The sequence below is a fragment of the Psychrobacter sp. CCUG 69069 genome (assembly GCF_021023115.1).
GTDB classification, from domain to species: Bacteria; Pseudomonadota; Gammaproteobacteria; order Pseudomonadales; family Moraxellaceae; genus Psychrobacter; species Psychrobacter namhaensis.
The window spans coordinates 116,351-139,046 of sequence record NZ_QQAI01000007.1 but is presented as its reverse complement, the minus strand read 5'-3'; the positions used below and the strand labels follow the sequence as shown (position 1 = coordinate 139,046).

At 46.4% G+C, this 22,696-nt stretch carries 20 protein-coding genes; 12 read left to right on the top strand and 8 right to left on the bottom strand.

Translation table 11 applies throughout. The features are described from left to right. Positions 1-125: 125 nt before the first annotated feature. The 3 genes from DVY93_RS06850 to msrA form a co-directional block, all read right to left on the bottom strand. Positions 126-1,598 (bottom strand): lytic murein transglycosylase, encoded by a 1,473-nt coding sequence (locus tag DVY93_RS06850; RefSeq protein WP_442966508.1) that lies wholly within the window; start codon positions 1,596-1,598, stop codon positions 126-128. 371 nt (positions 1,599-1,969) lie between these two features. Then, complete coding sequence (gene tmpT, locus DVY93_RS06845; protein ID WP_230709916.1) at positions 1,970-2,638, bottom strand: thiopurine S-methyltransferase; 669 nt, start codon at positions 2,636-2,638, stop codon at positions 1,970-1,972. A gap of 162 nt (positions 2,639-2,800) precedes the next feature. After that, positions 2,801-3,322, bottom strand: coding sequence for a peptide-methionine (S)-S-oxide reductase MsrA (gene msrA, locus DVY93_RS06840; protein ID WP_193004687.1), 522 nt, complete (start codon positions 3,320-3,322; stop codon positions 2,801-2,803). 227 nt (positions 3,323-3,549) lie between these two features. On the opposite strand from msrA, the gene cmoA reads away from it, so the two are divergent. Both cmoA and cmoB read left to right on the top strand, forming a co-directional pair. Next, complete coding sequence (gene cmoA / locus DVY93_RS06835) at positions 3,550-4,338, top strand: carboxy-S-adenosyl-L-methionine synthase CmoA (RefSeq protein WP_230709914.1); 789 nt, start codon at positions 3,550-3,552, stop codon at positions 4,336-4,338. Between the two features lie 82 nt (positions 4,339-4,420). Beyond that, positions 4,421-5,488 (top strand): tRNA 5-methoxyuridine(34)/uridine 5-oxyacetic acid(34) synthase CmoB, encoded by a 1,068-nt coding sequence (gene cmoB / locus DVY93_RS06830; protein WP_230709913.1) that lies wholly within the window; start codon positions 4,421-4,423, stop codon positions 5,486-5,488. Between the two features lie 66 nt (positions 5,489-5,554). Here cmoB and DVY93_RS06825 read toward each other — a convergent pair whose 3' ends face one another. Then, positions 5,555-5,773 (bottom strand): DUF2788 domain-containing protein, encoded by a 219-nt coding sequence (locus DVY93_RS06825; protein WP_193004684.1) that lies wholly within the window; start codon positions 5,771-5,773, stop codon positions 5,555-5,557. 455 nt (positions 5,774-6,228) lie between these two features. On the opposite strand from DVY93_RS06825, the gene argS reads away from it, so the two are divergent. From argS to DVY93_RS06810, 3 genes are all read left to right on the top strand, one after another. After that, complete coding sequence (gene argS / locus DVY93_RS06820; RefSeq protein ID WP_230709911.1) at positions 6,229-8,058, top strand: arginine--tRNA ligase; 1,830 nt, start codon at positions 6,229-6,231, stop codon at positions 8,056-8,058. Positions 8,059-8,122: 64 nt separating this feature from the next. Then, positions 8,123-8,935, top strand: coding sequence for an SPOR domain-containing protein (locus DVY93_RS06815; RefSeq protein WP_193004682.1), 813 nt, complete (start codon positions 8,123-8,125; stop codon positions 8,933-8,935). A 146-nt stretch (positions 8,936-9,081) separates the two neighbouring features. Beyond that, a complete protein-coding gene (locus tag DVY93_RS06810; RefSeq protein ID WP_230709909.1) occupies positions 9,082-10,176 on the top strand; it encodes a PTS transporter subunit IIC in 1,095 nt (364 codons plus the stop codon). A gap of 107 nt (positions 10,177-10,283) precedes the next feature. Here DVY93_RS06810 and DVY93_RS06805 read toward each other — a convergent pair whose 3' ends face one another. The 4 genes from DVY93_RS06805 to clpP all read right to left on the bottom strand — a co-directional run bounded on the left by DVY93_RS06805 (position 10,284) and on the right by clpP (position 14,918). Continuing rightward, positions 10,284-11,228, bottom strand: coding sequence for a c-type cytochrome (locus DVY93_RS06805; protein WP_230709907.1), 945 nt, complete (start codon positions 11,226-11,228; stop codon positions 10,284-10,286). 335 nt (positions 11,229-11,563) lie between these two features. Then, positions 11,564-12,589 carry an SDR family NAD(P)-dependent oxidoreductase gene (locus DVY93_RS06800; RefSeq protein ID WP_269062824.1) on the bottom strand — a complete coding sequence of 342 codons (1,026 nt, stop codon included), beginning with the start codon at positions 12,587-12,589 and terminating at the stop codon, positions 11,564-11,566. A 271-nt stretch (positions 12,590-12,860) separates the two neighbouring features. Beyond that, the gene (gene clpX / locus DVY93_RS06795) at positions 12,861-14,135 is read right to left on the bottom strand and encodes an ATP-dependent protease ATP-binding subunit ClpX (protein ID WP_193004680.1); all 1,275 of its coding nucleotides are present in this window, start codon (positions 14,133-14,135) and stop codon (positions 12,861-12,863) included. A 108-nt stretch (positions 14,136-14,243) separates the two neighbouring features. Continuing rightward, a complete protein-coding gene (gene clpP, locus DVY93_RS06790) occupies positions 14,244-14,918 on the bottom strand; it encodes an ATP-dependent Clp endopeptidase proteolytic subunit ClpP (RefSeq protein ID WP_062845552.1) in 675 nt (224 codons plus the stop codon). A gap of 796 nt (positions 14,919-15,714) precedes the next feature. Between clpP and DVY93_RS06785 the strand changes: the two genes are divergently transcribed. The 7 genes from DVY93_RS06785 (at position 15,715) to DVY93_RS06755 (ending at position 22,620) form a co-directional block, all read left to right on the top strand. After that, the gene (locus tag DVY93_RS06785; RefSeq protein ID WP_230709905.1) at positions 15,715-16,809 is read left to right on the top strand and encodes an urease accessory protein UreD; all 1,095 of its coding nucleotides are present in this window, start codon (positions 15,715-15,717) and stop codon (positions 16,807-16,809) included. A gap of 90 nt (positions 16,810-16,899) precedes the next feature. Next, on the top strand, positions 16,900-17,202 hold the full coding sequence (ureA, locus tag DVY93_RS06780) for an urease subunit gamma (protein ID WP_230709904.1): 303 nt from the start codon (positions 16,900-16,902) through the stop codon (positions 17,200-17,202). A gap of 58 nt (positions 17,203-17,260) precedes the next feature. Further along, positions 17,261-19,447: an urease subunit alpha gene (gene ureC, locus DVY93_RS06775; protein ID WP_230709903.1), complete on the top strand. Its 2,187-nt coding sequence runs from the start codon at positions 17,261-17,263 to the stop codon at positions 19,445-19,447. A 187-nt stretch (positions 19,448-19,634) separates the two neighbouring features. Then, complete coding sequence (gene ureE / locus DVY93_RS06770; protein ID WP_230709902.1) at positions 19,635-20,267, top strand: urease accessory protein UreE; 633 nt, start codon at positions 19,635-19,637, stop codon at positions 20,265-20,267. Then, the gene (locus DVY93_RS06765; protein ID WP_230709901.1) at positions 20,264-21,067 is read left to right on the top strand and encodes an urease accessory protein UreF; all 804 of its coding nucleotides are present in this window, start codon (positions 20,264-20,266) and stop codon (positions 21,065-21,067) included. Before ureE ends, DVY93_RS06765 begins: the two co-directional genes overlap by 4 nt. Before the next feature lie 57 nt (positions 21,068-21,124). Next, complete coding sequence (ureG, locus tag DVY93_RS06760; protein ID WP_230709900.1) at positions 21,125-21,820, top strand: urease accessory protein UreG; 696 nt, start codon at positions 21,125-21,127, stop codon at positions 21,818-21,820. A gap of 62 nt (positions 21,821-21,882) precedes the next feature. Further along, positions 21,883-22,620: a HupE/UreJ family protein gene (locus DVY93_RS06755; protein WP_230709898.1), complete on the top strand. Its 738-nt coding sequence runs from the start codon at positions 21,883-21,885 to the stop codon at positions 22,618-22,620. Positions 22,621-22,696: the final 76 nt, after the last annotated feature.

The following is a 22,696-nucleotide window of genomic DNA, read 5'->3' as shown; positions in this document are numbered from 1 at the left end:
GTTTAAATATTAAAGTTGCTAGATAAGTGATATTAGAAAATAACGCTCATAAAAAGGCTACGCTATGGTTAGCGTGGCCTTTTTGGTGCAACTATGAATGCACTTATCACTGGTTCGATCGGGTACTACAAACCTTCATCAATACGGACAAGCTTTACGACACCATCAGAACCCGTGACCCGGCGATAGCGTGTGTTGCCAGAGCGTGATGGTTGAGCAGAGGGCTGGGCTGAGTAAGTAGTAGGATTGGTCGTTTGTTGCTGGATCAGTTGTCCCATACGATCGGCAGGGGCAGGATTCAAGGGCTGGCTATTTGCTGGTTGGCCGTACTGATTATCGTATTGTGAGCTGCTAGGAGCCATGTTACCTATGATGGTGCGGTAGAACTTTTGCCCTGCACGGCCATCGGCTGGAAAAATACCGCGACTAGATTGGTATTGCTGGATAGCAGTGCGGGTATTATCACCGATGATGCCATCAACACCGCCAATATCGTAACCGGCGTTTAGTAATGCCTGTTGAATATCTTTGGCTTGCTGGCGACTGATACCAGGGTCGTCTGTTGGCCACGCGGTCACAAAATCAGTCTTGCTGCTGTCTTCACGCGTGATTAAGTCTGATAAGTGAGCGATTGCCAATGCGTAGTTTTCTGACGCATTGTACGAATAAAACGTGTCAAAGTTTTTGCCGACCAAAAATGCAGGGCCTTCCATTCCAGCGGGTAACAATAAGCCTGCGCGGCTCAAGTCGTAAGGTAGCGGGCTACCGTTGGCAAGCGTGATACCTTGATTGCGCCAATGACTGATAGATTTTTTATCTTTGCGGTTAGAGGCGGCCCAAAAGCCGTTAGGTAGCTTGACTTCATATCCCCAAGGCTCGCCTGTACGATAGCCACGTTTGTCTAAAAAGTTAGCGGTAGAGGCGAGCGCATCGGGCACGCTATTCACCAAATCACGACGACCATCGCCATCAAAATCAACGGCTAGCTCTAAAAAGGTGCTTGGCATAAATTGCGTCTGCCCAAAGGCACCTGCCCACGAGCCTGTCATATCGCTTGGCGCAATATCACCGTTTTGCACGATTTTTAGCGCGTTGGCGTACTCACCTTGGAAATAGCTTTGCCGACGATCAAAACACGATAGGGTCGCCAAGGACTCAAATAAGGGTTTTTTGCCCAGTGTCTGACCAAAATTGGACTCCACACCCCACACCCCAAGTACGTGCTCTGCCTTTACCCCATAACGTGATTCAATTTGGCGGAGCGTGTCGCCCCACTGACGCTTCGCCCGAATACCATCTTCGACCCGCTCTTTATCCACGAGTGCTGAGAGATAATCCCACACGTCTTTTTGAAACTCCGGCTGGTAGTTGAGTGATTGGATCACGCTAGGATCAGGCTGGCTGGGACGATAGTTGTTAAAGGTAAAACTATCGACACCGCGGAATTTGCTAGAATTTTTTAAGCCATCCAGACATTGTTGGAATTCAGCGTTAGATAAGTCTGGGGCTGGTGGCCTAGCAGCTTGAGCAGTACTGGCAAGGCTGATGCTAACAGCCATACTAAGCAGCGATAAAGTAGAGAGGGGAGTCAAACGCATGAAAATATCCTATAAACATCAAAGTAGGTAGTAGAAAGTAAAGAAGGAAAAAATGACTTTAACTTAGAGTAACCAATCTAAACAGTAAAGAAAAGCGAACGAAGTACCACGGTTATAAATGGTTACTATAAGCTGACGTTACCGTGAGATTCAGAGAAGTTTTGGGAAAGATAGCCGTTTAATCAGTATCAAATTCTTAAAAGTCTGATAATAGAAAACTATAGTTGAAAAGTTAAAATAGGTACAGCGCTACTGGTATTTAATTGCCCTTGCGTGCTGTGCCTATGCCGCTCGATGCTACGCGAAATCAATACCAGTCGCACGTGGCATAGTATGTGCCAGTTTTGTTTAGGATTGATTATATCTACCTATTACTCACTCAATAACCAAACCTGCTCGGAAACTGTTAGGTCAGGCGCAGAACCAATAGCGGCAGGCTCACGTGCCAACTCGGTAATTTGATAACGACTGCCATAATACTGCTGCACTTGTTCACAGCTGACAGAGAATGGCGGACCATCCTTTTTACTTTGATCATAGTTAAGGGTGATTACCAACTGTGGGACGGTGCCGCTAAGCAGGCATACTTGCTCACTATATTGTGTACGCATATCGGCTGGCAGGGCAATCAATGCTGCTTTGTCATATACCACATCGATAGAGCCAATATCTGTGGAGGTCAGCGCAAAGATATCAGCGACCCATAAGGTAATAGTTCGCTTAGTCTCGCTATCTCCCAGCTCTCCTTGATAACATTTAATCTCGATATTTTCTGCATGCTGATATATGGTGGGCTGGATGTTTTGTTCAGCAAAGAACGCTTGCACAGCTGACTCAACCAATTCAACACCCACCACGTCATAACCTTGTGCTGACAGCCACACCATATCAATTGATTTGCCGCATAAAGGTACAAAGACGCGGCTACTAGCTGGCAAATTTAACGCTGACCAATATTTTATTAATAGCGAATTGACCTCAGACTGATTAAAGCCAATGCGTTTTTCTTGCCAACGATTTTGCCAAAATTCAGGGTTCATAATGTAAGCCTATCAGTAAGTGTTGTTATCATAAGTCATTCTTTGATTTTCAGTCCGTTATCATAACGGTTTATATAAGAATGTTTAACACAAAAAAGCCAAACGCCTATTGTATAAGCGTTTGGCTGCCAGTAAACATGATATTTTTGTCCAGTCAATCGTTTAGCTGACCATGTATTGACTAAATTCTTTGCGCAGTTTGGCCAGTTTTGGCGGTATGGCAAAGTTACAATAGGCTTGACCTGGATTTCTATTAAAGAAATCTTGATGGGTTTCTTCTGCTTTATAAAACTCAAGGGCAGGGTGCACTTCTGTGACGACATTGATACCCATGTCACGCAGTTTGTTAATCGTGCGGTCGATGGTGGGCTTTTGGTCTTCATCGGTGTAAAAGACGACGCTGCGATACTGACTGCCGACATCATTACCTTGACGATCCATGGTGGTGGGGTCATGGGTCGCAAAGAAAACATCAAGGATCACTTCTAATGGGACGACAGACTCATCAAATTCGACTTTGATGACTTCGACGTGTCCGGTGTTACCGCTACAGACGGCTTCATAATTAGCAGAGACAGCATCGCCGCCCATATAGCCTGATACCACAGACTGCACACCTTTCACGGATAAAAATACCGACTCGGTGCACCAAAAGCAGCCGCCACCTAATATAATGGTTTGCATAATTTATTCCTATTTTTATAAGTATATAACACGGGTTGAGTATGATTCGTACACTCAGCAAGACCTCTTTAGCTTAGCAGGGCATCTGCTAGCGCTAAGTAACAAACAGTAATGTTATAATGGGCTTTTGCTATCTGCGCAAGCTTTTACAAAACGATTAATAGCGTCAAGCAACACTGCTAGCTACTTCCTAACTTCAGTTTTATTTTCAAAGAAAGAGTCGCACCATGAGCCAATCCAATCCTGCTACCGTTAAACATGATACCTTATTTGACAAACCGTTTACCACACCACTGGATAAGGCTGCGCGTTTTTCCTTTGATGAGCAAGTGGTGGCGTGTTTTCCCGATATGATTCGTCGTAGTGTTCCGGGTTATGGGCAGGTATTAGCCATGCTGCCCATATTTGCCCGTCGTCACTGTAAGTATCGCCAACAGAGCGATAGCAGTCAGCGTGTCAGCCGAATTTATGACTTGGGCTGTTCATTGGGCGCCGCCAGTATGGCGCTGGCTGGCGAGTTTGACCCACAAGATTTGCAGATCAAAGCGATCGATATCTCACCTGCTATGACGACTGAAGCAACCGCCTTATTAAGTGATAACTATCCTGAGCATGATATAGAAGTGATGACAGCGGATATTCGTGATGTTGAGTTTGAGCCGTGCGACATGGTGATTTTAAACTTGACGTTACAGTTTTTGCCAGTCGCTGATAGGGTGGCGGTGTTAGAGAAGATTTATGCCGCGTTAAGCGAGGGCGGGATATTGGTGCTCACTGAAAAGACCCATGCGTTTGATGAGCAATACGATGCGTGGTTGGTTGAGCGGTATTATGATTTTAAGCGTGCCAATGGCTATACTGAGATGGAAATTAGCGGCAAACGTAATGCGCTAGAAAACGTCCTTATTACCGACACATTAGATGAGCATCACGCGCGACTTGATCAAGTTGGTTTTGCTCGTCATTTGACGTGGTTTCAGTTTTTGAACTTTGTGTCGATTGTGGCGTTTAAATAGTGCTGATGTGACCTTTATATATCACGTCGCTTTTTAAAAACCCCTTTCACACTCTCTTTTGATTCATACGGTATCTGCTTTTATGCTTAACGACACCATCATCCACGCCGAACGCGAACTGTATTTAACCTTGCTAGAGCTTGCCCAGCAGCAGCCGAGTGCTTATAAATGGCTCACAAAACTGCCAACGTGGTTAAATGCTATCAAGGATAAAGCCAACTATGCTCATGCGCCTGCTTATCAAGCATCGGTCGCACGTTTGCCAGACTTAACGATCGATAAAGTCAATTTAGATAGTGACATACTGACGATTGAAGCGGCGCTGACGGACTCTGAGCGCAAACAAACCACTGCATTGTTAAAACAATTGATGCCATGGCGCAAAGGACCTTTTCAGATTGGTCTTAGTCAGGCCAATAACAGTCAAAGTAGTAGCGAAAAAAGCGAGCCAATATTTATAGATACGGAATGGCACAGTGATTGGAAGTGGCAACGGGTCGCACCGCATTTAGGCACGTTAAAAGGTCGCCGCGTGTTAGATGTGGGCGGCGGCTCTGGTTATCATGGCTGGCGTATGGCAGGGGCTGGCGCGGACACGGTCATCATCATTGATCCGTCTTGCTTGTTTTATCACCAGTTTATGGCGATTCGTCATTTTGTCGGTAGCGCTGACGCTCATGATACAGGCCGTTACCGTACCCATTATATTCCAGTGCCGCTCGAGGCACTGCCTGAGCACAGCCAGTTATTTGATACGGTATTTAGTATGGGCGTGCTCTATCATCGTCAGTCGCCGTTTGAGCATTTACAGCAGCTCAGAGGGCAGCTGATAAAAGGTGGTGAGCTGGTGCTAGAAACCTTGGTGGTTGAAGGCGACGCCAATACGGTACTGGTACCGCATGACCGCTATGCCCAGATGAATAACGTGTATTTTCTGCCATCAGTAGCAGCGCTAATCGGCTGGCTAGAAAAGGTTGGTTTTACAGAGGTACGCTGCGTCGATGTGGCGGTAACTTCTACCCATGAGCAGCGTAAAACCGACTGGATGAGTTATCATTCGTTGGCAGATTTCTTAGATCCCAATGATGCAACCAAGACCATTGAGGGCTATCCTGCTCCGATGCGCGCAACGCTCATCGCAAAAAAATAAGCAAACCGTTTGTATTAATAAATAGCGTGTTTAAATAAAAAGAAGGTGAGGGGGAGCGGTTGCTGGTTATATAAACCATCTTTTAAAGGCGACTTCTAGCAATAGCTTGAGCAAAAAGCCTACAAAACCTGCGCCCAGCGCTAAGAAAATCCAAAAAGTACCCGCGCGCCCAGCGTCTGACGTTTTAGAGATATCCCACATGATAAAAAATAAGAACGCGATGAAGATGGGTAATAAAACATACAGTCCCCAACTGGTGATCGTACTGGCAGCAATAGCAAACATGGCATAATCCTATAAAAGTAGTAACGCATCTTCTATCTTTAAGAAGACCAATACAAACGTTCATTATAACGCGGAAGCGAACGGGTATAAACTGCTGCTAAGGGCGAGCAACAGTAACGCTACAATTAGCGTGATTCATTTATCTGTACCCACCGGCGGTATTGGTATTGGTATTGGTCTATTCGTACCGATTTCATCAGCGTTAGCGTATAGATAAGTCTTTTGGTCCGCCTAGTGATTCAGGTCAGCTAGCATAACCGTAAGATTTTAGTGCTAATTTTGGGGCAAATGGTGCAATAAAGCGCAAAGGTTGTTATATTTACAGGTTACTTATCTTTTTGCATGATTTTATCCCCTACAGGGTCGGTCGCTATTATAATAAGCAGCTATCGACTGCTCATATTCGTCAAAATTCCGTCTTGTTTTTGTTGTTTATTTAACTGAGTTCAAACCCTATGTCACAAACCCAAATTGATACACTTGCCTCCTTATTTAATGATGCCATTCATACCCTACAGGCAGATGGCACGCTACCGGCTGATTGGCAGAATAACAGCCAAATCACTCGTACTAAAGATCTTAGTCATGGTGATTTTGCCAGTAATATCGCGCTGACTGCTGCTAAGGCAGCCAAAGCCAATCCCCGCCAGCTCGCCGAAAAAATCGTCAACGCCCTGCCCAAAAATCAAGACATTCGCCAAGTAGAAATCGCAGGCCCAGGTTTTATTAATGTCTTTTTAAATGCTGAAGCCAAATTTGCTGTATTAGATGATATCTTTACCTTGCAAGATCGTTTTGGTTTAAGCGATCAGTTTGATGGACAAAAGATACAAGTGGAGTTTGTCTCTGCCAATCCTACGTCTAGTCTGCATGTCGGTCATGGACGCGGTGCTGCCTTTGGTATGAGTGTGGCAAACTTGCTAGAGGCGATTGGTTATGACGTTACGCGTGAGTATTATGTCAATGACGCGGGCCGCCAAATGGATATCTTGGCGACCAGTACGTATTTACGTTATTTAGAGCAAAGTGGTGAGCAGGTAACGTTCCCAGTCAATGGCTATCAAGGCGACTATGTCAGTGATATCGCCCAAACGCTAAAAGCGCAACATGGTGATAGCTATGTCCACAGCTTTGCTAAAATTGCTCAAGGCGTGCCAGCAGATGCGCAGTTTGAGACAAATGCTGATGGCGAAAAAACATTGCTCTCAGGTGATAAAGAAGCGCACATTGATGGTCTGATTGCCAACAGTAAAGCGCTGCTTGGTGCTGGCTATGAGCTGTTTTTAAATGCAGCATTGAGTAGTATTTTGGCCGATATTAAAGATGATTTAAATGACTTTGGTGTGAGCTACGAGTGCTGGTTTAGCGAAAGGTCTATTGATAGCGAGATCGAGCCTGTCCTACAAGTCTTAGATGACAAAGGCTATCTGTACGAAAAAGACGGCAATATTTGGTTTAAGTCGACCGATTTTGGTGATGAAAAAGACCGAGTGGTACGCCGTGCCAACGGTCAATCTACTTATTTTGCCTCTGATATTGCTTACCATAAGAATAAGTTTGACCGTGGCTTTGATAAAGTCATTAATGTTTGGGGTGCCGATCACCATGGTTACGTCCCACGAGTAAAAGCGGCTTTATTAGCCCTCGGTATCGATGCTGAGCGTTTAGATGTGGTGCTCGTGCAGTTTGTAGCCCTATGGCGCGGTAGTGAAAAGGTTCAAATGTCATCACGTTCAGGCAAGTTCGTCACCTTACGTGAACTGCGTCAGGAAGTCGGTAATGATGCGGCGCGTTTTTATTATGTGGCCCGTAAGCCTGAAGTACATGTTGATTTTGATTTGGAGCTTGCCAAATCACAAAGTAAAGACAATCAAGTCTATTATATTCAGTACGCACATGCGCGCGTCTGCCGAGTGTTAGAAAAACTACAAAACAGTGGTTTTGTGGTAGACGATACGATTGGTTTGCAGCAGCAAAACTTGCTCAGCGCCCCCAACGAAGATGAGTTGATTAAACTGCTAGCAGGGTATCCAGCAACGTTACTACGCGCCGCGACCGGCTATGAGCCGCATGTGTTGACCAACTATCTAAAAGATTTGGCTGCTTTGTTCCATGGCTGGTACGACAGCAATCGCATCTTGCCAGTGAGCTTGACCTCAGGTGAGACGCCAAGTACAGACGAGATGGACTTGATGCAAGCGCGTCTGCGTTTGTCTAAAGCGGTCAGGCAAGTATTGGCCAATGGCCTTGGTTTATTAGGGTTGTCTGCACCGTCTAGCATGTAGTATAAATAGACGCTTGAGAGCAATAAATTGATAACAGTTAGATTCAGTAGGGAGAACCAGATCCATGCTAGCCAAAAAACCTAAAGGTGCGACTGAAAAGCGCAAATCGAGTAGCGTGTCAGGCTTATTGTGGATGTTTGTTGGGGCGATATTGACCCTTATGATCGGGGTATTTATATACCTATCCCCATTGTTTGATTTCAGTCCAGCTGACAGCGCCGCTGAAAATGATCGACAGGTAGAACCACGCGTCGATACGGATACTGATAATGGCGATTATGAGTTTTATGATATCTTGCCCAATCAAGAAATGGCCACTATTCCTGATGAAGACATTGCTGAGATGGATAACGATCAAATAGGTGACATTGGTGACTTCGAGCCTGACGTGGTTGTTACCCAACCTGAGGATACGTCAGCCAGTAATGACGATGCGGGTAACTTTGGTATCGGCGAAAGTACCACGATTGAGCCTAGCCGTGGTAACAATGCGGCGACCAGTAGCAGCGATGATATCGTGATCGTGGAAGAAGATGCGACCTATGATGGTTCGACGCCGGCGAGTAGCGGTGGCAGTTCAGCCAATCGGACAAACAACGCAGGTGCAGGTACGGCGAGCGTTCAGGCCGCTAAACCTGCTGCCACTTACATTTTGCAGATCAATAGCTTTGGTGATGCAGATGAAGCCGATCGCCGCCGAGCGCAAGTGCTGATGGCTGGGGTCGACGCGCGGGTGGTTAAAAATACCACGGGTAATGGCTTGCCCATTTATCAGGTAATCTCACGTCCGATGAATAGTCGTCAAGCAGTTACCACTGCCCAGCAGCGCCTGCAAAATAACGGTATTGATTCTATTATCGTTGAACAGCGCCGTTAGACAGAGTGGCTTTTGATAAATTTAGTGGTTTGTGAATAATAGAAAAAGCGTCGCAATGACGCTTTTTTTGTCTCTTATTTTTAGGAGAGTAGTTTGATTCCTTTGGTATAGTGTGTCTTATCAAAATTTCCATAAAGAGTATGGCTATGACTGTATCTAACTTAGTAACACCGCCGGCTGGTACTATAAAAGCATTTTTTCAGAAGTATTTTATCGATGCGTTTACTGGCATGGCATTAGGGCTATTTATCACCTTGATAGCTGGTCTTATCATCTCGCAAATCGGTGGCTGGTTAGATCTTCCAGCATTGGTAGCGGTGGGCAAGCTTGCATCAGTACTAATGGGTGCTGGTATCGGCGTGGGGATTGCTTATTATCTAAAAGCGCCAACGCTGGTCATGCTCAGCTGCTTGGTGGCGGGGATGCTGGGTGCTCATTCTGAAGCGCTGATGGCGGGGACCCTGTTTACGCCGCAAGTGGGTGGGCCTGCGACATTTGTGGCGTTACCTGGTAATCCGATAGGGGCGTATTTGACCTCCGTATTTGCCTATCGCGCTGGTACGTGGGTGGCTGGTAGGACCAAATTAGATATTTTATTGGTGCCTCTTGTGGTCTGCGGCATTGCTCTATTGGTCTGTGCCCTACTTAATCCGCCTATCGTCGCGGCTGTGGCTGCAATTGGGCAAGGTATCCACGCTGCCACTGAACTACAGCCGTTATTAATGGGTATCGTTATTGCAGTCGTGGTTGGTATTTTATTGACACTACCGACGTCGAGCGCCGCTATTTGTATCGCTATTGGGCTTGGGGGATTAGCGGGTGGGGCGGCAGTCGTTGGCTGTGCTGCGCATATGATTGGTTTCGCTATCGCAAGTTTTAAAGACAATGGTGTTAGTGGCGTGATATCTCAGGGTTTGGGCACCAGTATGTTGCAAATCCCTAATGTGCTTAAAAAGCCATTGATTCTATTACCTGCGGTCATCGCCAGCGCCATCGTTGGGCCTATCGCAACAGTAGGTTTTGGGCTAGCTTGTACGGCGACAGGTGCAGGTATGGGTACTGCTGGATTGGTTGGGGTGTTTGGCATCATTGAAGCATCGCAAGGAATGATGAGTACGACACAGTTATGGACAGCCATTGTTTTATTGATGTTTGTTTTGCCAGCTATTATTGCTGGCACAGTGGCTTACGTGATGCGCCGTATGGGCTGGTTGGTTGCTGGTGATATGAAATTGCCTTAAGTTTTAGGCGTTTATTGATGACATTAGAGATCAAAAATCCCAGCTCTTTTTATGAGCTGGGCTTTTTTATGAGACATTTTAATGCGTTATGTTTGACTTTATTTCTATTAACGACGTACGTCTACAGGCGCACCGCCTTTTGGCCAATCCTTGTCTTTATTGGCTTTTACTGGACGTGGCAGCTGAGTAAAGTAGCTGGCCACATCGATGGCTTCTTGGTCAGTAAGGGTGTTGCCTTGGCCAAAAGGCATTTTACCTTTTACAAACGATGCGGCTTTGTATGTGCGTGCCATACCTGCGCCATCATTAAATGAGTGCTCTCCTGCGATGGCTGGATAGATGTAAGTACCATCATCATTATACTGCCCTTCACCGTTTTCACCATGACAGGTCGTACAGGTCTTAGCAAAGATTTCTTTCCCCTTTACAGGGTCTGGTGTTAGCGTATTATCAACTTTTACAAACCCACGGCCTTCAGGTGAGACACCAATTGGCATATCTTGCGATAACCAGGTCATATAAGAGATAAAGGCATTCATCTCATCTGAGTCCATATCTAATGGTGTGCCGTTCATTGAACGCTGAAAACAACCATTGACACGCTCTTGTAATGAGTTGACTCGTGCATCACGTGAGCGATAGATAGGAAAAATACCTGGTAGGCCGTTCCATGGTGCAGCGTAAGCCTCTGAACCATTGCCTAAGTGACAGCTGGTACAATTAAGCTTATTGCCTACATTATTGGGCAGCTCTCGATAAGTATGGTTGGCAAGCTCCAATCCTCGACGGACGGCTGCGCCATACTCATCATCAGGGATAGTTGACTCATCTGGCATGCTGACGTTCAGTTTGGCACCTGGGTTTGCCGCCATGTCATCTTTAATTTCTGCGGCCCGTGCTTCGAGTGATTTGACTCGAGCTAAGGCCTCAGCTTCTTCGACACGGTCAACCGCTTTGGTACCTGATTCGCTACACGCTGTAATGCTAGTGGCACTGATAGCGAGAATAGCTGCCATGAGCAGAGAGGCATTGGCTCGCAGAAGTATTTTCATTGGAATATCCTTATTATAAAAAATAATATCTGAATCTATATTTATATGATAGTTTAGAGGTAATAATGGCGTTTTCTAACTTGATTTTAGCGAGATTTTAAATAGCCAAGTAATCAATCTGTAAGTTGCTAGAAACATAATTGTATCAAATATAAATCATTTTAGTATATAAATACGTAAAGTGTATTTGGTTTAAAGTAGGTGGTCTTTAATATTGTAAGACGTAAAAAATAGTCTTAAGAGGCCACATCAATCGGCCATAAACTAAAAAGGAGCTCAAACATAGACAGTGTTTAAGCTCACTTTTACAAATAAGGCCTGTGGAACTAAAGCATTTAGCCGTGTTTGGAATGTCTATGACGGCGCGGTTTTAACTTACGCGTTACCTTATTGACGCCGTTCAGCACTTGACTGTAATGTGAGGGGAATGCTCGTTGTACCGCGTCAACCGTTTTAGCGTCATTGCCGATCAAACAGCGAGGCTGGTCGGTCGCTGCCGCATGCAGAATAATCCAAGCTGCGTCGCTGGCATCGAATTTCAACAGCTTGTTAAAACTTTTAATGGCTTTGTCACCAGTATGCATGCCAATATCACTGACGCTGTCATTACCGCGTGCATTATTAGCAATATTGGTTTTGATACCGCCTGGATGGACACAGGTCGCTGAAACGCCGCAGTGCTGTATTTCTAACTCTTGGCGCAAGCTTTCTGTAAAGCCACGGACGGCAAATTTGCTCGAATTATAGGCAGACTGCGATGGCTGGGCGGTCAGACCAAATAAACTTGAGACATTGATGATATGACCATGTTCAGCAAACTGGCGCGGCTTGCTGTCCTTACTCCCATCACTACTATCACTCGCCACTTCGCTTTGTTTGACGCTGTTCTTGATTAAGGGTAAAAACGCCTTGGTGCCATAAACCACACCCCAAAAATTGATGTCCATCACCCACTCAAGCTCGCTAATGCTACAGCCCTCTACCGTTGAAGACAGTGCTACGCCTGCATTATTAAAGATAAAATTTACTTTGCCGTGATCGCTCATCACGCTATCAGCCCAAGCTTGCACAGCTTTATTGTCTGAAACATCCAGTACTGCCGTGGAGACATTGATATCATAACCGACGAGTAACTGTTTGGTCTCAGCCAGCTGCTCACTATTGATATCAGAGAGCGCAACATGGCAGCCCATTTGTGCCAAATGAATCGCCAGCTCGCGCCCCATGCCAGATCCTGCGCCAGTGATAGCAGCGACATGGTCACGGTAATAAGGGGTAATGTCGTTATTTTGTCTATTGGGTGTATAAAAGGGCAGGTGTTGACGTAACGAAGACGCCATAGCAGTGACATGGTTAAACATAATAAACAATCCTTTGTCTTATTAATAATCGGTATTCATATAGGCCACATGCGATGGAGCATATAAGCCAAAAACGAGCGTGACAGGCTATCTACCTTAGCATGAATGGTATGCATGACTGGTGGCGATTGATAAACGCTGCTGTCATTTTATAATTACTAAACAGCCGCCAAGGCAGACACAAAAAAAGCGTCTGAGCACAGGATGCCAGACGCTTCTTGTATGTTAATAGCCAGTAAATAATAGCTGGCTATATTAACTCAATAAAAAATTAAGCAATTTTTGGAATTTTACCTTCATTAATCACTTCTGCATCAACCATGACGGTTTTAGCATCTTTCATAGAAGGAAGCTCATACATCGTCTCAAGCAGGGCGTTTTCTACGATAGAACGCAAACCACGAGCACCTGTTTTGCGTTCCATGGCTTTTTTGGCAATCGCATCAAGCGCTTCTTGAGTGAAACTGATTTCAGCGCCTTCCATATCAAAGAGATACTTATATTGCTTAACCAGAGCGTTTTTGGGCTCAGTGAGAATTTGTACTAACGCTTCCTCATCAAGCTCTTGTAGGGCAGCTAGCACAGGCAAACGACCGATCAGCTCAGGAATCAGACCAAATTTGATCAAATCCTCTGGCTCAACTTGCTGCAGCAAATCTGAGCTGCGACGGCTGTCATCTTTTGAGCTGACATCCGCGTTAAAGCCAATACCGCCTTTTTCCGTACGCTGCTGAATGACTTTATCAAGACCGGCAAACGCGCCACCAACGATGATTAAGATGTTGCTGGTATCCACTTGGATAAGCTCTTGCTGTGGATGCTTGCGACCACCATGCGGTGGAATGGCAGCAACGGTACCTTCGATTAGTTTTAGCAGGGCTTGCTGTACGCCTTCACCTGATACATCGCGGGTGATAGAAGGGTTGTCGCCTTTTTTGCTGATTTTATCGATCTCATCAATGTAGATGATGCCTTGCTCAGCTTTGCTCACATCATAGTCTGATGCTTGCAACAGTTTTTGCACGATGTTTTCAACGTCTTCACCGACATAACCCGCTTCGGTCAAAGTCGTGGCATCAGCCATGGCAAAGGGTACATCAAGTAGACGCGCTAGCGTTTGCGCAAGCAGTGTCTTACCAGAACCGGTTGGACCGATCAGTAAGATATTACTTTTGGCCAACTCGACCATCGCATCGTCAGCACCGATCTTGGCTTTTTTGCTGTCACTGGCTAACGTTTGACTCACTTTTAAGCGTTTATAATGGTTATAAACGGCAACAGACAGGGCTTTTTTGGCAGCGTCTTGACCGATGACATACTCATCAAGCTTGGCGCGCAACTCTTTTGGCGTTGGTAGCTTTTTATTGACCCATGAGGTATCAATGTCGCTATCGTCATCACCGTCTTCAGCACTGTCTGCGATTAAATCGGTACACAGCTCAATACATTCATTACAGATATTGGCATCGTCAGCAGCAATCAGCTGCTGTACATCGCTTTTGGCTTTGCCGCAAAACGAGCAATGCGGGGTAGTATCTTCTGCCATAAAAGGCGCTCCTAAAATTTAACGCTTAAAAATATTCTAATGGTTAACACGAATGCCAGCGCTTATACGCTAAGGCATTCGATGCTTAACAAGGTTTTTATCTCAATATTATAAAGAGTCAGGGCGACGCTCTAATACTTCGTCAACCAAACCGTATTCTTTTGCTTCTTGCGCATCTAACCAAAAATCACGCTCAACGTCTTTTTCGATCTTCTCTACTGGCTGCCCCGTACGTTCAGCTAAAATCTGATTTAAGCGAGCACGGGTTTTTAGAATTTCGCGTGCATTGATTTCGATGTCCGTTGCTTGGCCTTGTGCGCCGCCTGATGGTTGGTGAATCATCACACGCGCGTTGGCGAGTGAATAGCGCTTGCCTTTTTGACCTGCGGCCAACAAGAATGAACCCATGCTATAAGCACCGCCCATACAGATGGTTGACACTTCAGGCTTGATAAAGTTCATGGTATCAAAAATGGCCAATCCCGCACTCACTGAACCGCCTGGCGAGTTGATATACAAGTGAATGTCCTTGTCAGGGTTTTCAGCTTCTAAGAACAGCAGCTGGGCGACAATGAGGTTGGCCATGTGGTCTTCGACTTGACCGGTCAAAAAGATCACACGCTCACGCAATAGGCGTGAAAAAATATCAAAAGAGCGTTCACCGCGTGATGATTGCTCAACGACCATCGGGACTAAGGCAGCTTGTGTGTTTTGCACTTCATTGTGCGCACTCATTAGCATATCGAAATGTGGATTGGCAGTGATGCGATCATAATCTGTCATAAAAATGTCCTGTTTATAAGTACATAAAATAAAGGGCGAAAGGTTAGAAAACGGCGAAGCTTTTATTGGTGTTTATCATTGTAAATACTGCCGCTCGTTAATAAAGCCAACTAGAGTTCATGGTACGACCTAGAGGCCGCTAAAAATAGTTGAGCCAATGGTAACTTTTTTATGGGGGCAATAGTAATCTTTTCATGTGAAAAATGACTTTCTATTAATAACATGAGTGACTTCCTATTAATAAGGCGTCTGTACACGTTTATCAAGGGGGTTATCTATAAACTATTCATAAAGATAGCCCATAAGCCGCCAATAAAAATGCCTTACCAAAGCGTCCGGGAATTTTGGGTTCTATCATCAAGGAGTGCCTGATAACGGCAATCTGCTGGCTTAAATATCTTGCTGCTGCTGATTATTGTAGCTGATATGACGGGATAGCAAAAATAGAGAAAATGGTAAAAAATGGTGCAGATATAGTGATATATTGTGCAGTTTTGGTGCAGACAAATATTACTCTAAAAAAATTCGCATCGCTGAACAGTTTTTGAGGGGGAATAAAATAAATTGGTTACTGAGTGAAAAATATGTATAGATAAAATCTAAGCAATATCATTAGTTTAAGACTTACTCATAGTAGCGCTTGATAGGAGGTGTACATAAGTTGGCATAAAGATTGTATGGATAATAACAGTTAATGGCATTGGTGAATCAGAAGTCTGTGGTGATGGGGCAGCTATGACCATTGACAGATGTTAGTTCGTATTTGACTAAATAATTGAGTAACTGAGTATATAAAATGAGTTGGGCTTCTTCTTTAGCATTAAGTTTTGATGCTGTTAAACGCACAGATACTGCCAACAGTATGACTGCTACTGGCCTGAAGACGCGTCTGTATCATCGCAAGCACACGGGTGCTTTAATGGTACAGCGGCCCTTATATCCTGAGCCTAGTGTTCAGCAAGAGATTTGCCACATACTGATGCTGTATCCGCCAGCAGGTATCGCTGGTGGTGACACACTGACCATCGACTTGCGTTTAGATCAAGATAGCCACGCTGTCATCACCACCCCAGGAGCGGGTAAATGGTATGGCAAAGACAGTGTCAGCCAAAAAACAAAAGGCTTGTCGAGTCAATCAGCTCCCCAGCCCAACCTCGACGCAAACGCGGCGTTAGAGGGCGAGGCTATTATAAATGACACTGAAGCTGTCCAACTCTGCGGGGCTCAAAACGATACCTCTACCTATGCAAGCCAAGATGTGCAAGCCACGCTTGCGGCACATGCTCGCTTAGAATGGCTGCCACAAGAGAGTATCATTTATAACGATGCCAATATGCATGCAACAAGTCGCTTTGATTTAAAAGACTCGTCTAGCCTCATGACATGGGAGATTAGCGTGTTTGGGCGGCAAGCTTACGATGAGCAGTTTTTGCAAGGGTATTACCATACAGGGTTAAATATCTATCGAGAAGGCAAAGTAATCGTAGCTGAGCGTGTGGCGCAGCCTGCCCAAAGTCGCTGGTTCACCTCACATTTGGGGTTAGCAGGTCAGCACATTTACGGATCATTCTGGGCAGTACCAAGCTTGAGTAAGCTGAGTGACAATCACGCACGATCGGCTTCCCAAACCACGCAGTCAACTAAGGCTGCTCAAGCGACCACCAAACAGGCATTAACCTACTACTTAGACAATACCGTCGTGACGTTGCGCCAAGTCATTGCCCAAGCTGAACTGCCCGTCTATTGTACTCACAATTGCCAAGCGGTGAACGTCCGTTATATTGGTTCAGATGTGCGCGGCTGTTTTGAAGCTTTTTATCAGCTCAGAGAGGTCTTACGTGAGCATTGGTGGCAGCTTGAGCCCTGCCGCCCGCGTATTTGGGACACCTAAGTTTATGTTGGCTGCCCCGACAGTCGTATTTAACGTGCCAAAACCTCTCAATCTGCGACGATGCAATGATAAATATAATAAGGAGTATCCATGCACCTGACACCCACCGAAAAAGACAAACTCATGCTATTCACTGCTGGCATGGTTGCTGAGCGCCGCAAAAATCGCGGGGTTAAGCTTAATTATCCTGAAGCCATTGCCTATATCAGTATGCTACTCATGGAGGGCGCAAGGGATGGCAAAAGAGTCGCTGAATTGATGAGTGAGGGGGCCACGTATCTGTCTGCTGATGATGTCATGGTAGGCGTGGCCGAGATGGTAGATGAAGTACAAATCGAGGCGACTTTTCCCGATGGTACTAAACTCGTCACGGTGCACAATCCCATCGTATAGCACTGGTTATCACTGAAATCTATCACCGAAATGATCACTCCAAAATAAGGCGGCTCTCATGCAAGCAGGCGAATACCAGATTCAAGATGGCGATATTATCTTAAACCAAGGGAGACCCGTACAGACGCTTAGTGTCACCAACACGGGTGATCGACCCATTCAAATCGGCTCGCATTATCACTTTTATGAAGTCAATGATGCCTTGAGTTTTGAGAGAGAGCAGACCCGTGGCTATCGTCTCAATATCATCTCTGGGACGGCAGTACGATTTGAGCCGGGACAGTCACGAGAAGTAGAATTGGTGGCTTATGCTGGCAAGCAGGAAGTGTACGGTTTTGCTGGGCGGGTGATGGGTGCAGTCAAATCAGAGCAGGCATCAGATAAAGCCATCGACCAAAAAGCGACCACCTCGCAGAAGCAGGTGAGTCGACGTATTTATGCTGAGCATTTTGGGCCTACGACAGGCGATAAGGTTCGTCTCGCTGATACCGAGCTTTGGCTACAAGTTGAGGCTGATTTGACCAGTCACAAAGACACTGCTACTGACCAAACAGAGGCGCTGCAACGTGGTGAAAGTATCAGCCAGAGCACTGAAATAAAAGGTGAAGAAGTCAAATTTGGTGGCGGCAAAGTCATCCGTGACGGCATGGGCCAAGGACAACTGCTGGGTGCAGAAGTCGCCGATACTGTCATTACCAATGCCTTGGTGGTGGATTACACCGGTATCTACAAAGCAGATATCGGTATCAAAGATGGCCGTATCAGCGCCATTGGCAAAGCCGGTAACCCTGATATCCAGCCTGCCATCGACATTCCTATTGGCGGTGCGACCGAGATTATCTCTGGTGAAGGGAAAATCCTAACGGCAGGCGGCGTCGATAGCCATATTCACTTTATTGCGCCCCAACAGTGTGAGACGGCCCTTATGTCAGGGGTAACTACGATGCTTGGCGGTGGCACAGGACCTGCGCAAGGAACACTTGCCACCACTTGCACACCGGGGGCTTATCACATTGGTTCGATGTTAAAATCCACGGACAGTATCGCCATGAATATTGGCCTACTTGGCAAAGGTAATGTGAGTGTGCCCACGCCGATTGCCGAGCAAATAGAAGCAGGTGCCGTCGGGCTTAAGCTCCATGAGGATTGGGGTACAACCCCGCAAGCCATTGATAACTGTTTAAGCGTCGCTGATCAGTATGACGTCCAAGTCGCCATTCATACCGATACGCTAAACGAAAGTGGCTATCTTGAGAGCACGCTCGCCGCCTTTAAAAACCGCTGTATTCACACTTTTCATACCGAAGGCGCGGGCGGTGGTCACGCGCCTGATATCTTAAAGGCGATTGGCGAGTCACATGTGTTGCCATCCTCGACCAATCCCACTCGCCCCTATACTGTCAATACCATTGATGAGCATCTCGACATGCTGATGGTTTGTCATCACCTGAGCCCTGCTATCGCCGAAGATGTGGCTTTTGCCGAAAGTCGTATTCGCCAAGAAACCATTGCCGCAGAAGATATTTTACATGATTTGGGCGCGATCTCGATGATGAGTAGTGACTCACAAGCGATGGGACGGGTAGGCGAAGTGGTCATTCGCACATGGCAGACCGCGCACAAAATGAAAGTTCAACGTGGGCATCTTGCCCCAGACGCAACCGCTGATCTTGAGCAGCAAAACCAGCACATCACGCTAACAGACTACGATCACAGCGCGAACAATGATAATTTTCGCATCAAACGCTATATCGCGAAATACACGATAAACCCTGCGATTACTCATGGTATTAGCGATATGGTTGGCTCTATCGAAGTGGGTAAATGGGCCGATATGGTGCTATGGTCGCCCAAGTTTTTTGGGGTGAAACCAGAATGCATCATCAAAGGCGGGCTTATCGCTGCGGTGCCGATGGGCGATATTAACGCTTCCATTCCCACACCTCAGCCTGTGCATTATCGCACCATGTTTGCCACGTATCCAAAATCGGTTGCCCAAACCAGCATTACCTTTATGTCGCAAGCTGCCATAAACAAGCAAGTGGATAAACAGCTGGGGCTGAACAAAGTCATCCAGCCAGTACACGGTATTCGTGACATTCGCAAAAGCGATATGCGCTTCAACAGTTACTGCCCTGACATGGCCATCAATCCTGAGACTTATGAAGTACGTGCAGATAGTGAGACGCTTACGTGTGAGCCAGCTGACGTACTCCCCATGGCACAGCGTTATTTTTTATTCTAATTTTTAGACACTTATATCTTTTTTAGACACTCATATCTACAGTCAATGTTAACAACGATATTAAAGGCGAGGCTAAAAACGATGTACAACGGATTTTTTGGGTGAGGTTTTGCCTTCATCTCTAGTCCCTTTACCGTCCATATTATTGACCAATAGTTTGAGCCACAATCAGTAGAGCAGCCTATTTATGAAAATATTTAACACCCGTTTAAGTACGGTTAGCGACATTCAAAAAGCACAATTAGCAGAACAGCAACAAGCCGATGACTATCTACTGCTAGATTTTGATACCCGTCAGCATTCTCGCTTTAGAGCCATGACAGTCTCAGGTGAGGCCGTTGGGGTTGACTTGCCTCGTACAGGCGTATTAAAAGGAGATGATGTCCTAATCAGTGCGACAGGCGAGCTGATGCAGGTCATCGCCAAGCCGCAAGCGGTAACCAAAGTAACGGCTGATGATGACTTTTTATTAATGAAAGGCGCTTATCATTTGGGCAATCGTCATGTGCCACTCATGTTTGATCACAGTTTTGATCAGGGCGATGCAGGGTATGCGCTATATTTTGAAAACGATCATGTTCTGGCACAAATGCTCGAAAATCTTGGTCTACATACCGAGTCTACGTCAGTCCCATTCGAGCCTGAGACGGGCGCCTATCAGTCAGGCCAAGGGCATTCGCACAGCCATTCTCACTCTCATTTAAGTAGCGACGCGCATAGTCATCCGCACAGTACCTCACACAGTCATAAGCATGAGCAAGGCCATGAGAGCGGCCATAGTCATAGCCATCCTGATGAGCCTGTAGGCCAGTTTAAATGATGGTTGATAACAGTGCTCAGTTACATCAGTCCGATCAGTCCGATCAGCTCGGACGGCTGCTAATACTGGCATCCAGCAATTTACCTATTGGTAGCTACACCTATTCACAAGGTGTGGAGGCAGCGATTGAGTCAGGGGTGATTTCTGATGAGGCCAGTACCCTTGTATTCATGCAGGACTACCTAGAGCTTGCCGTCATTGGCTACGAGCTGCCCATATTGGGGCTGATCATGCAAGCGCTGAGTCAAGGTCATGACGCGCTGGCTGCGAGTTTGGCACACGATTATCATGCCAGCTTAGAGAGTAAAGAGTTTGTACTTGAGTCTCAGCAACTGGCACAAGCGATGGTGGCGTGGCTCAACGAAGTGCTGAGTCTTGGCGTACCCACGGAGGTGCCTGAAGATGGGTTTTTACCGCTCTTCGCCCATATTACTCAGCACTGGCAACTGTCAATGGCGCAATCAATGAGCACTTATGGATTTGCGCAATTAGAGAATATGGTGCTCGCTGCTGTTAAGACAGTGCCGCTAGGACAAATGGCAGGTCAGCGTATCCTGTGGCAATTACAGCGTAAGCTTAGCGCGCAGGTCGATACGCTCAGTGATAGGGTACAGCGTGCCTTTGAGGACTTAACCACGGCGCAAGAGATTGTCGATACGCTCGCTGCAAGTGAAGATCAAGCCTGTCAGCGGCTGTGTCAAGACCTCTATAAAAGCCTTAATATTTCTAATAATTTACCCAATCTGGCTATCCTCTCAAGTATGCATGAGGAGCAATACAGCCGGTTATTCCGCTCATAGTTTGATAGTTGTTCCTATTTATATTTTACCGCATATGAACCGTTTAAGGAGCCCAGCATGTCTCTAACCCCGCTCAAACCGCAACACCCCCAAACTACCTCAGACTCACTGGCCGGTAGTGACAGTTTAAACCAGCCCGCACCTTCTGCGCTATCGTGTTTGCGCCTTGGTATTGGTGGCCCTGTCGGTAGTGGTAAGACGGCTTTGACCTTACGGCTTTGCCAAAACCTGCGTGATACAGTCAATATGGCAGTTGTGACCAACGACATTTATACCAAAGAAGACTCACAGTTTTTGACGCGCAACAATGCCATGCCAGCTGAGCGTATCCGCGGCGTAGAGACCGGCGGCTGCCCGCATACCGCTATCCGTGAAGACGCGTCAATCAACTTGACCACCATCGCTGAGCTACAAGCGACCTTTGAGGGGTTGGAGATGATCATCATCGAATCAGGTGGCGATAATTTGGCCGCGACGTTTAGTCCAGAGCTGTCTGATTTGACTTTGTATGTCATCGATGTCTCGGCAGGCGATAAGATACCTCGTAAAGGTGGCCCGGGTATTACCAAATCTGATTTATTAATTATCAATAAGACCGATCTGGCGCCAATGGTCGGCGCCTCGCTTGACGTCATGGAGCGCGATGCGAAAAAAATGCGTGGCGACAAACCTTTTATCTTTAGCAATATGAAAACGGGTGATGGGCTGGGTGAGATCATCGCGTTTATCAAAGAGCACGGCATGCTCGCTTAGTCAGCGGCGCTTCACCAACGAAGATCATCGAAAGTTAGAATATGAATAATAAGGAAAGTCCCATGATAGCAAATACAAAAAGTTCGCGTTTTTCACAAACCCTCTCAGCTCGTAGCCTCGTGACGGGCTCAACTGTGCTGGCGACATTACTAATGCTACCGTCGTTAGCGCAGGCGCACTCAGGACATATTCACTCAACGACAGTGCAAGCGCCGTCATTTGTAGGCACGTTGCAAGCGGGGCTGATGCACCCAGTGACGGGGCTGGATCATCTGTTTTTGGCAGTCGGTATGGGCATGTTGTTTTATGGGCTGAAAAAACAACGCCTAGGTATGGTGTCACTGACAGCAGGGCTGTCCTTGGGGGCGATATTAGGCACTGCTAGCGTTTTGATGGGGGGCGCGGGATTTGCCGCAGCAACTGGGTTTGTGGAAATGGCCATATTACTATCAGTGGCCGTATTGGCCATGATTTTAATGAGCTCTAAAAGTAGACAAGACGCACTCTCAGTGCCAACGCGACCAGCACGCACACCCAGTATGCAAAAGCTGTCATCATTTGGTTTTGGTGGTTTGGCAGTCTTTCATGGGATGGCGCATGCGCTGGAAGTGCCAGCAAACGTTGGTATGAGCGGTCAGCTGGGCTTTTACGCCGGCATGCTGGTGACTATGGTGGCGTTATATGCAGTCGGTACGCTGATCAGTCAGCAGTTGCAACAACGCTTGGGTGGTAACTTGTGGCTACAGCGTGGATTAGTATTATTGGGCGTAGGGGCGGTGTTAGCGCCCGCTTTAGTGTAACGCGCTCTTTATGTTTTGACTTGTAGGTGTGTGGCTTTGGCAGCGGTGTCTTTGTAAGCACCTTATATGTATTGAT

Coding starts and splice junctions, on each gene's coding strand:
- DVY93_RS06765 (WP_230709901.1), top strand. CDS start 20,264: ATGATGGTTGATAACAGTGCTCAGTTACATCAGTCCGATCAGTCCGAT.
- DVY93_RS06815 (WP_193004682.1), top strand. CDS start 8,123: ATGCTAGCCAAAAAACCTAAAGGTGCGACTGAAAAGCGCAAATCGAGT.
- clpX (WP_193004680.1), bottom strand. CDS start 14,135: ATGGCAGAAGATACTACCCCGCATTGCTCGTTTTGCGGCAAAGCCAAA.
- DVY93_RS06800 (WP_269062824.1), bottom strand. CDS start 12,589: ATGTTTAACCATGTCACTGCTATGGCGTCTTCGTTACGTCAACACCTG.
- DVY93_RS06805 (WP_230709907.1), bottom strand. CDS start 11,228: ATGAAAATACTTCTGCGAGCCAATGCCTCTCTGCTCATGGCAGCTATT.
- DVY93_RS06825 (WP_193004684.1), bottom strand. CDS start 5,773: ATGTTTGCTATTGCTGCCAGTACGATCACCAGTTGGGGACTGTATGTT.
- msrA (WP_193004687.1), bottom strand. CDS start 3,322: ATGCAAACCATTATATTAGGTGGCGGCTGCTTTTGGTGCACCGAGTCG.
- ureE (WP_230709902.1), top strand. CDS start 19,635: ATGAAAATATTTAACACCCGTTTAAGTACGGTTAGCGACATTCAAAAA.
- argS (WP_230709911.1), top strand. CDS start 6,229: ATGTCACAAACCCAAATTGATACACTTGCCTCCTTATTTAATGATGCC.
- ureC (WP_230709903.1), top strand. CDS start 17,261: ATGCAAGCAGGCGAATACCAGATTCAAGATGGCGATATTATCTTAAAC.
- clpP (WP_062845552.1), bottom strand. CDS start 14,918: ATGACAGATTATGATCGCATCACTGCCAATCCACATTTCGATATGCTA.
- DVY93_RS06850 (WP_442966508.1), bottom strand. CDS start 1,598: ATGCGTTTGACTCCCCTCTCTACTTTATCGCTGCTTAGTATGGCTGTT.
- cmoB (WP_230709913.1), top strand. CDS start 4,421: ATGCTTAACGACACCATCATCCACGCCGAACGCGAACTGTATTTAACC.
- DVY93_RS06755 (WP_230709898.1), top strand. CDS start 21,883: ATGATAGCAAATACAAAAAGTTCGCGTTTTTCACAAACCCTCTCAGCT.
- cmoA (WP_230709914.1), top strand. CDS start 3,550: ATGAGCCAATCCAATCCTGCTACCGTTAAACATGATACCTTATTTGAC.
- DVY93_RS06785 (WP_230709905.1), top strand. CDS start 15,715: ATGAGTTGGGCTTCTTCTTTAGCATTAAGTTTTGATGCTGTTAAACGC.
- ureG (WP_230709900.1), top strand. CDS start 21,125: ATGTCTCTAACCCCGCTCAAACCGCAACACCCCCAAACTACCTCAGAC.
- DVY93_RS06810 (WP_230709909.1), top strand. CDS start 9,082: ATGACTGTATCTAACTTAGTAACACCGCCGGCTGGTACTATAAAAGCA.
- ureA (WP_230709904.1), top strand. CDS start 16,900: ATGCACCTGACACCCACCGAAAAAGACAAACTCATGCTATTCACTGCT.
- tmpT (WP_230709916.1), bottom strand. CDS start 2,638: ATGAACCCTGAATTTTGGCAAAATCGTTGGCAAGAAAAACGCATTGGC.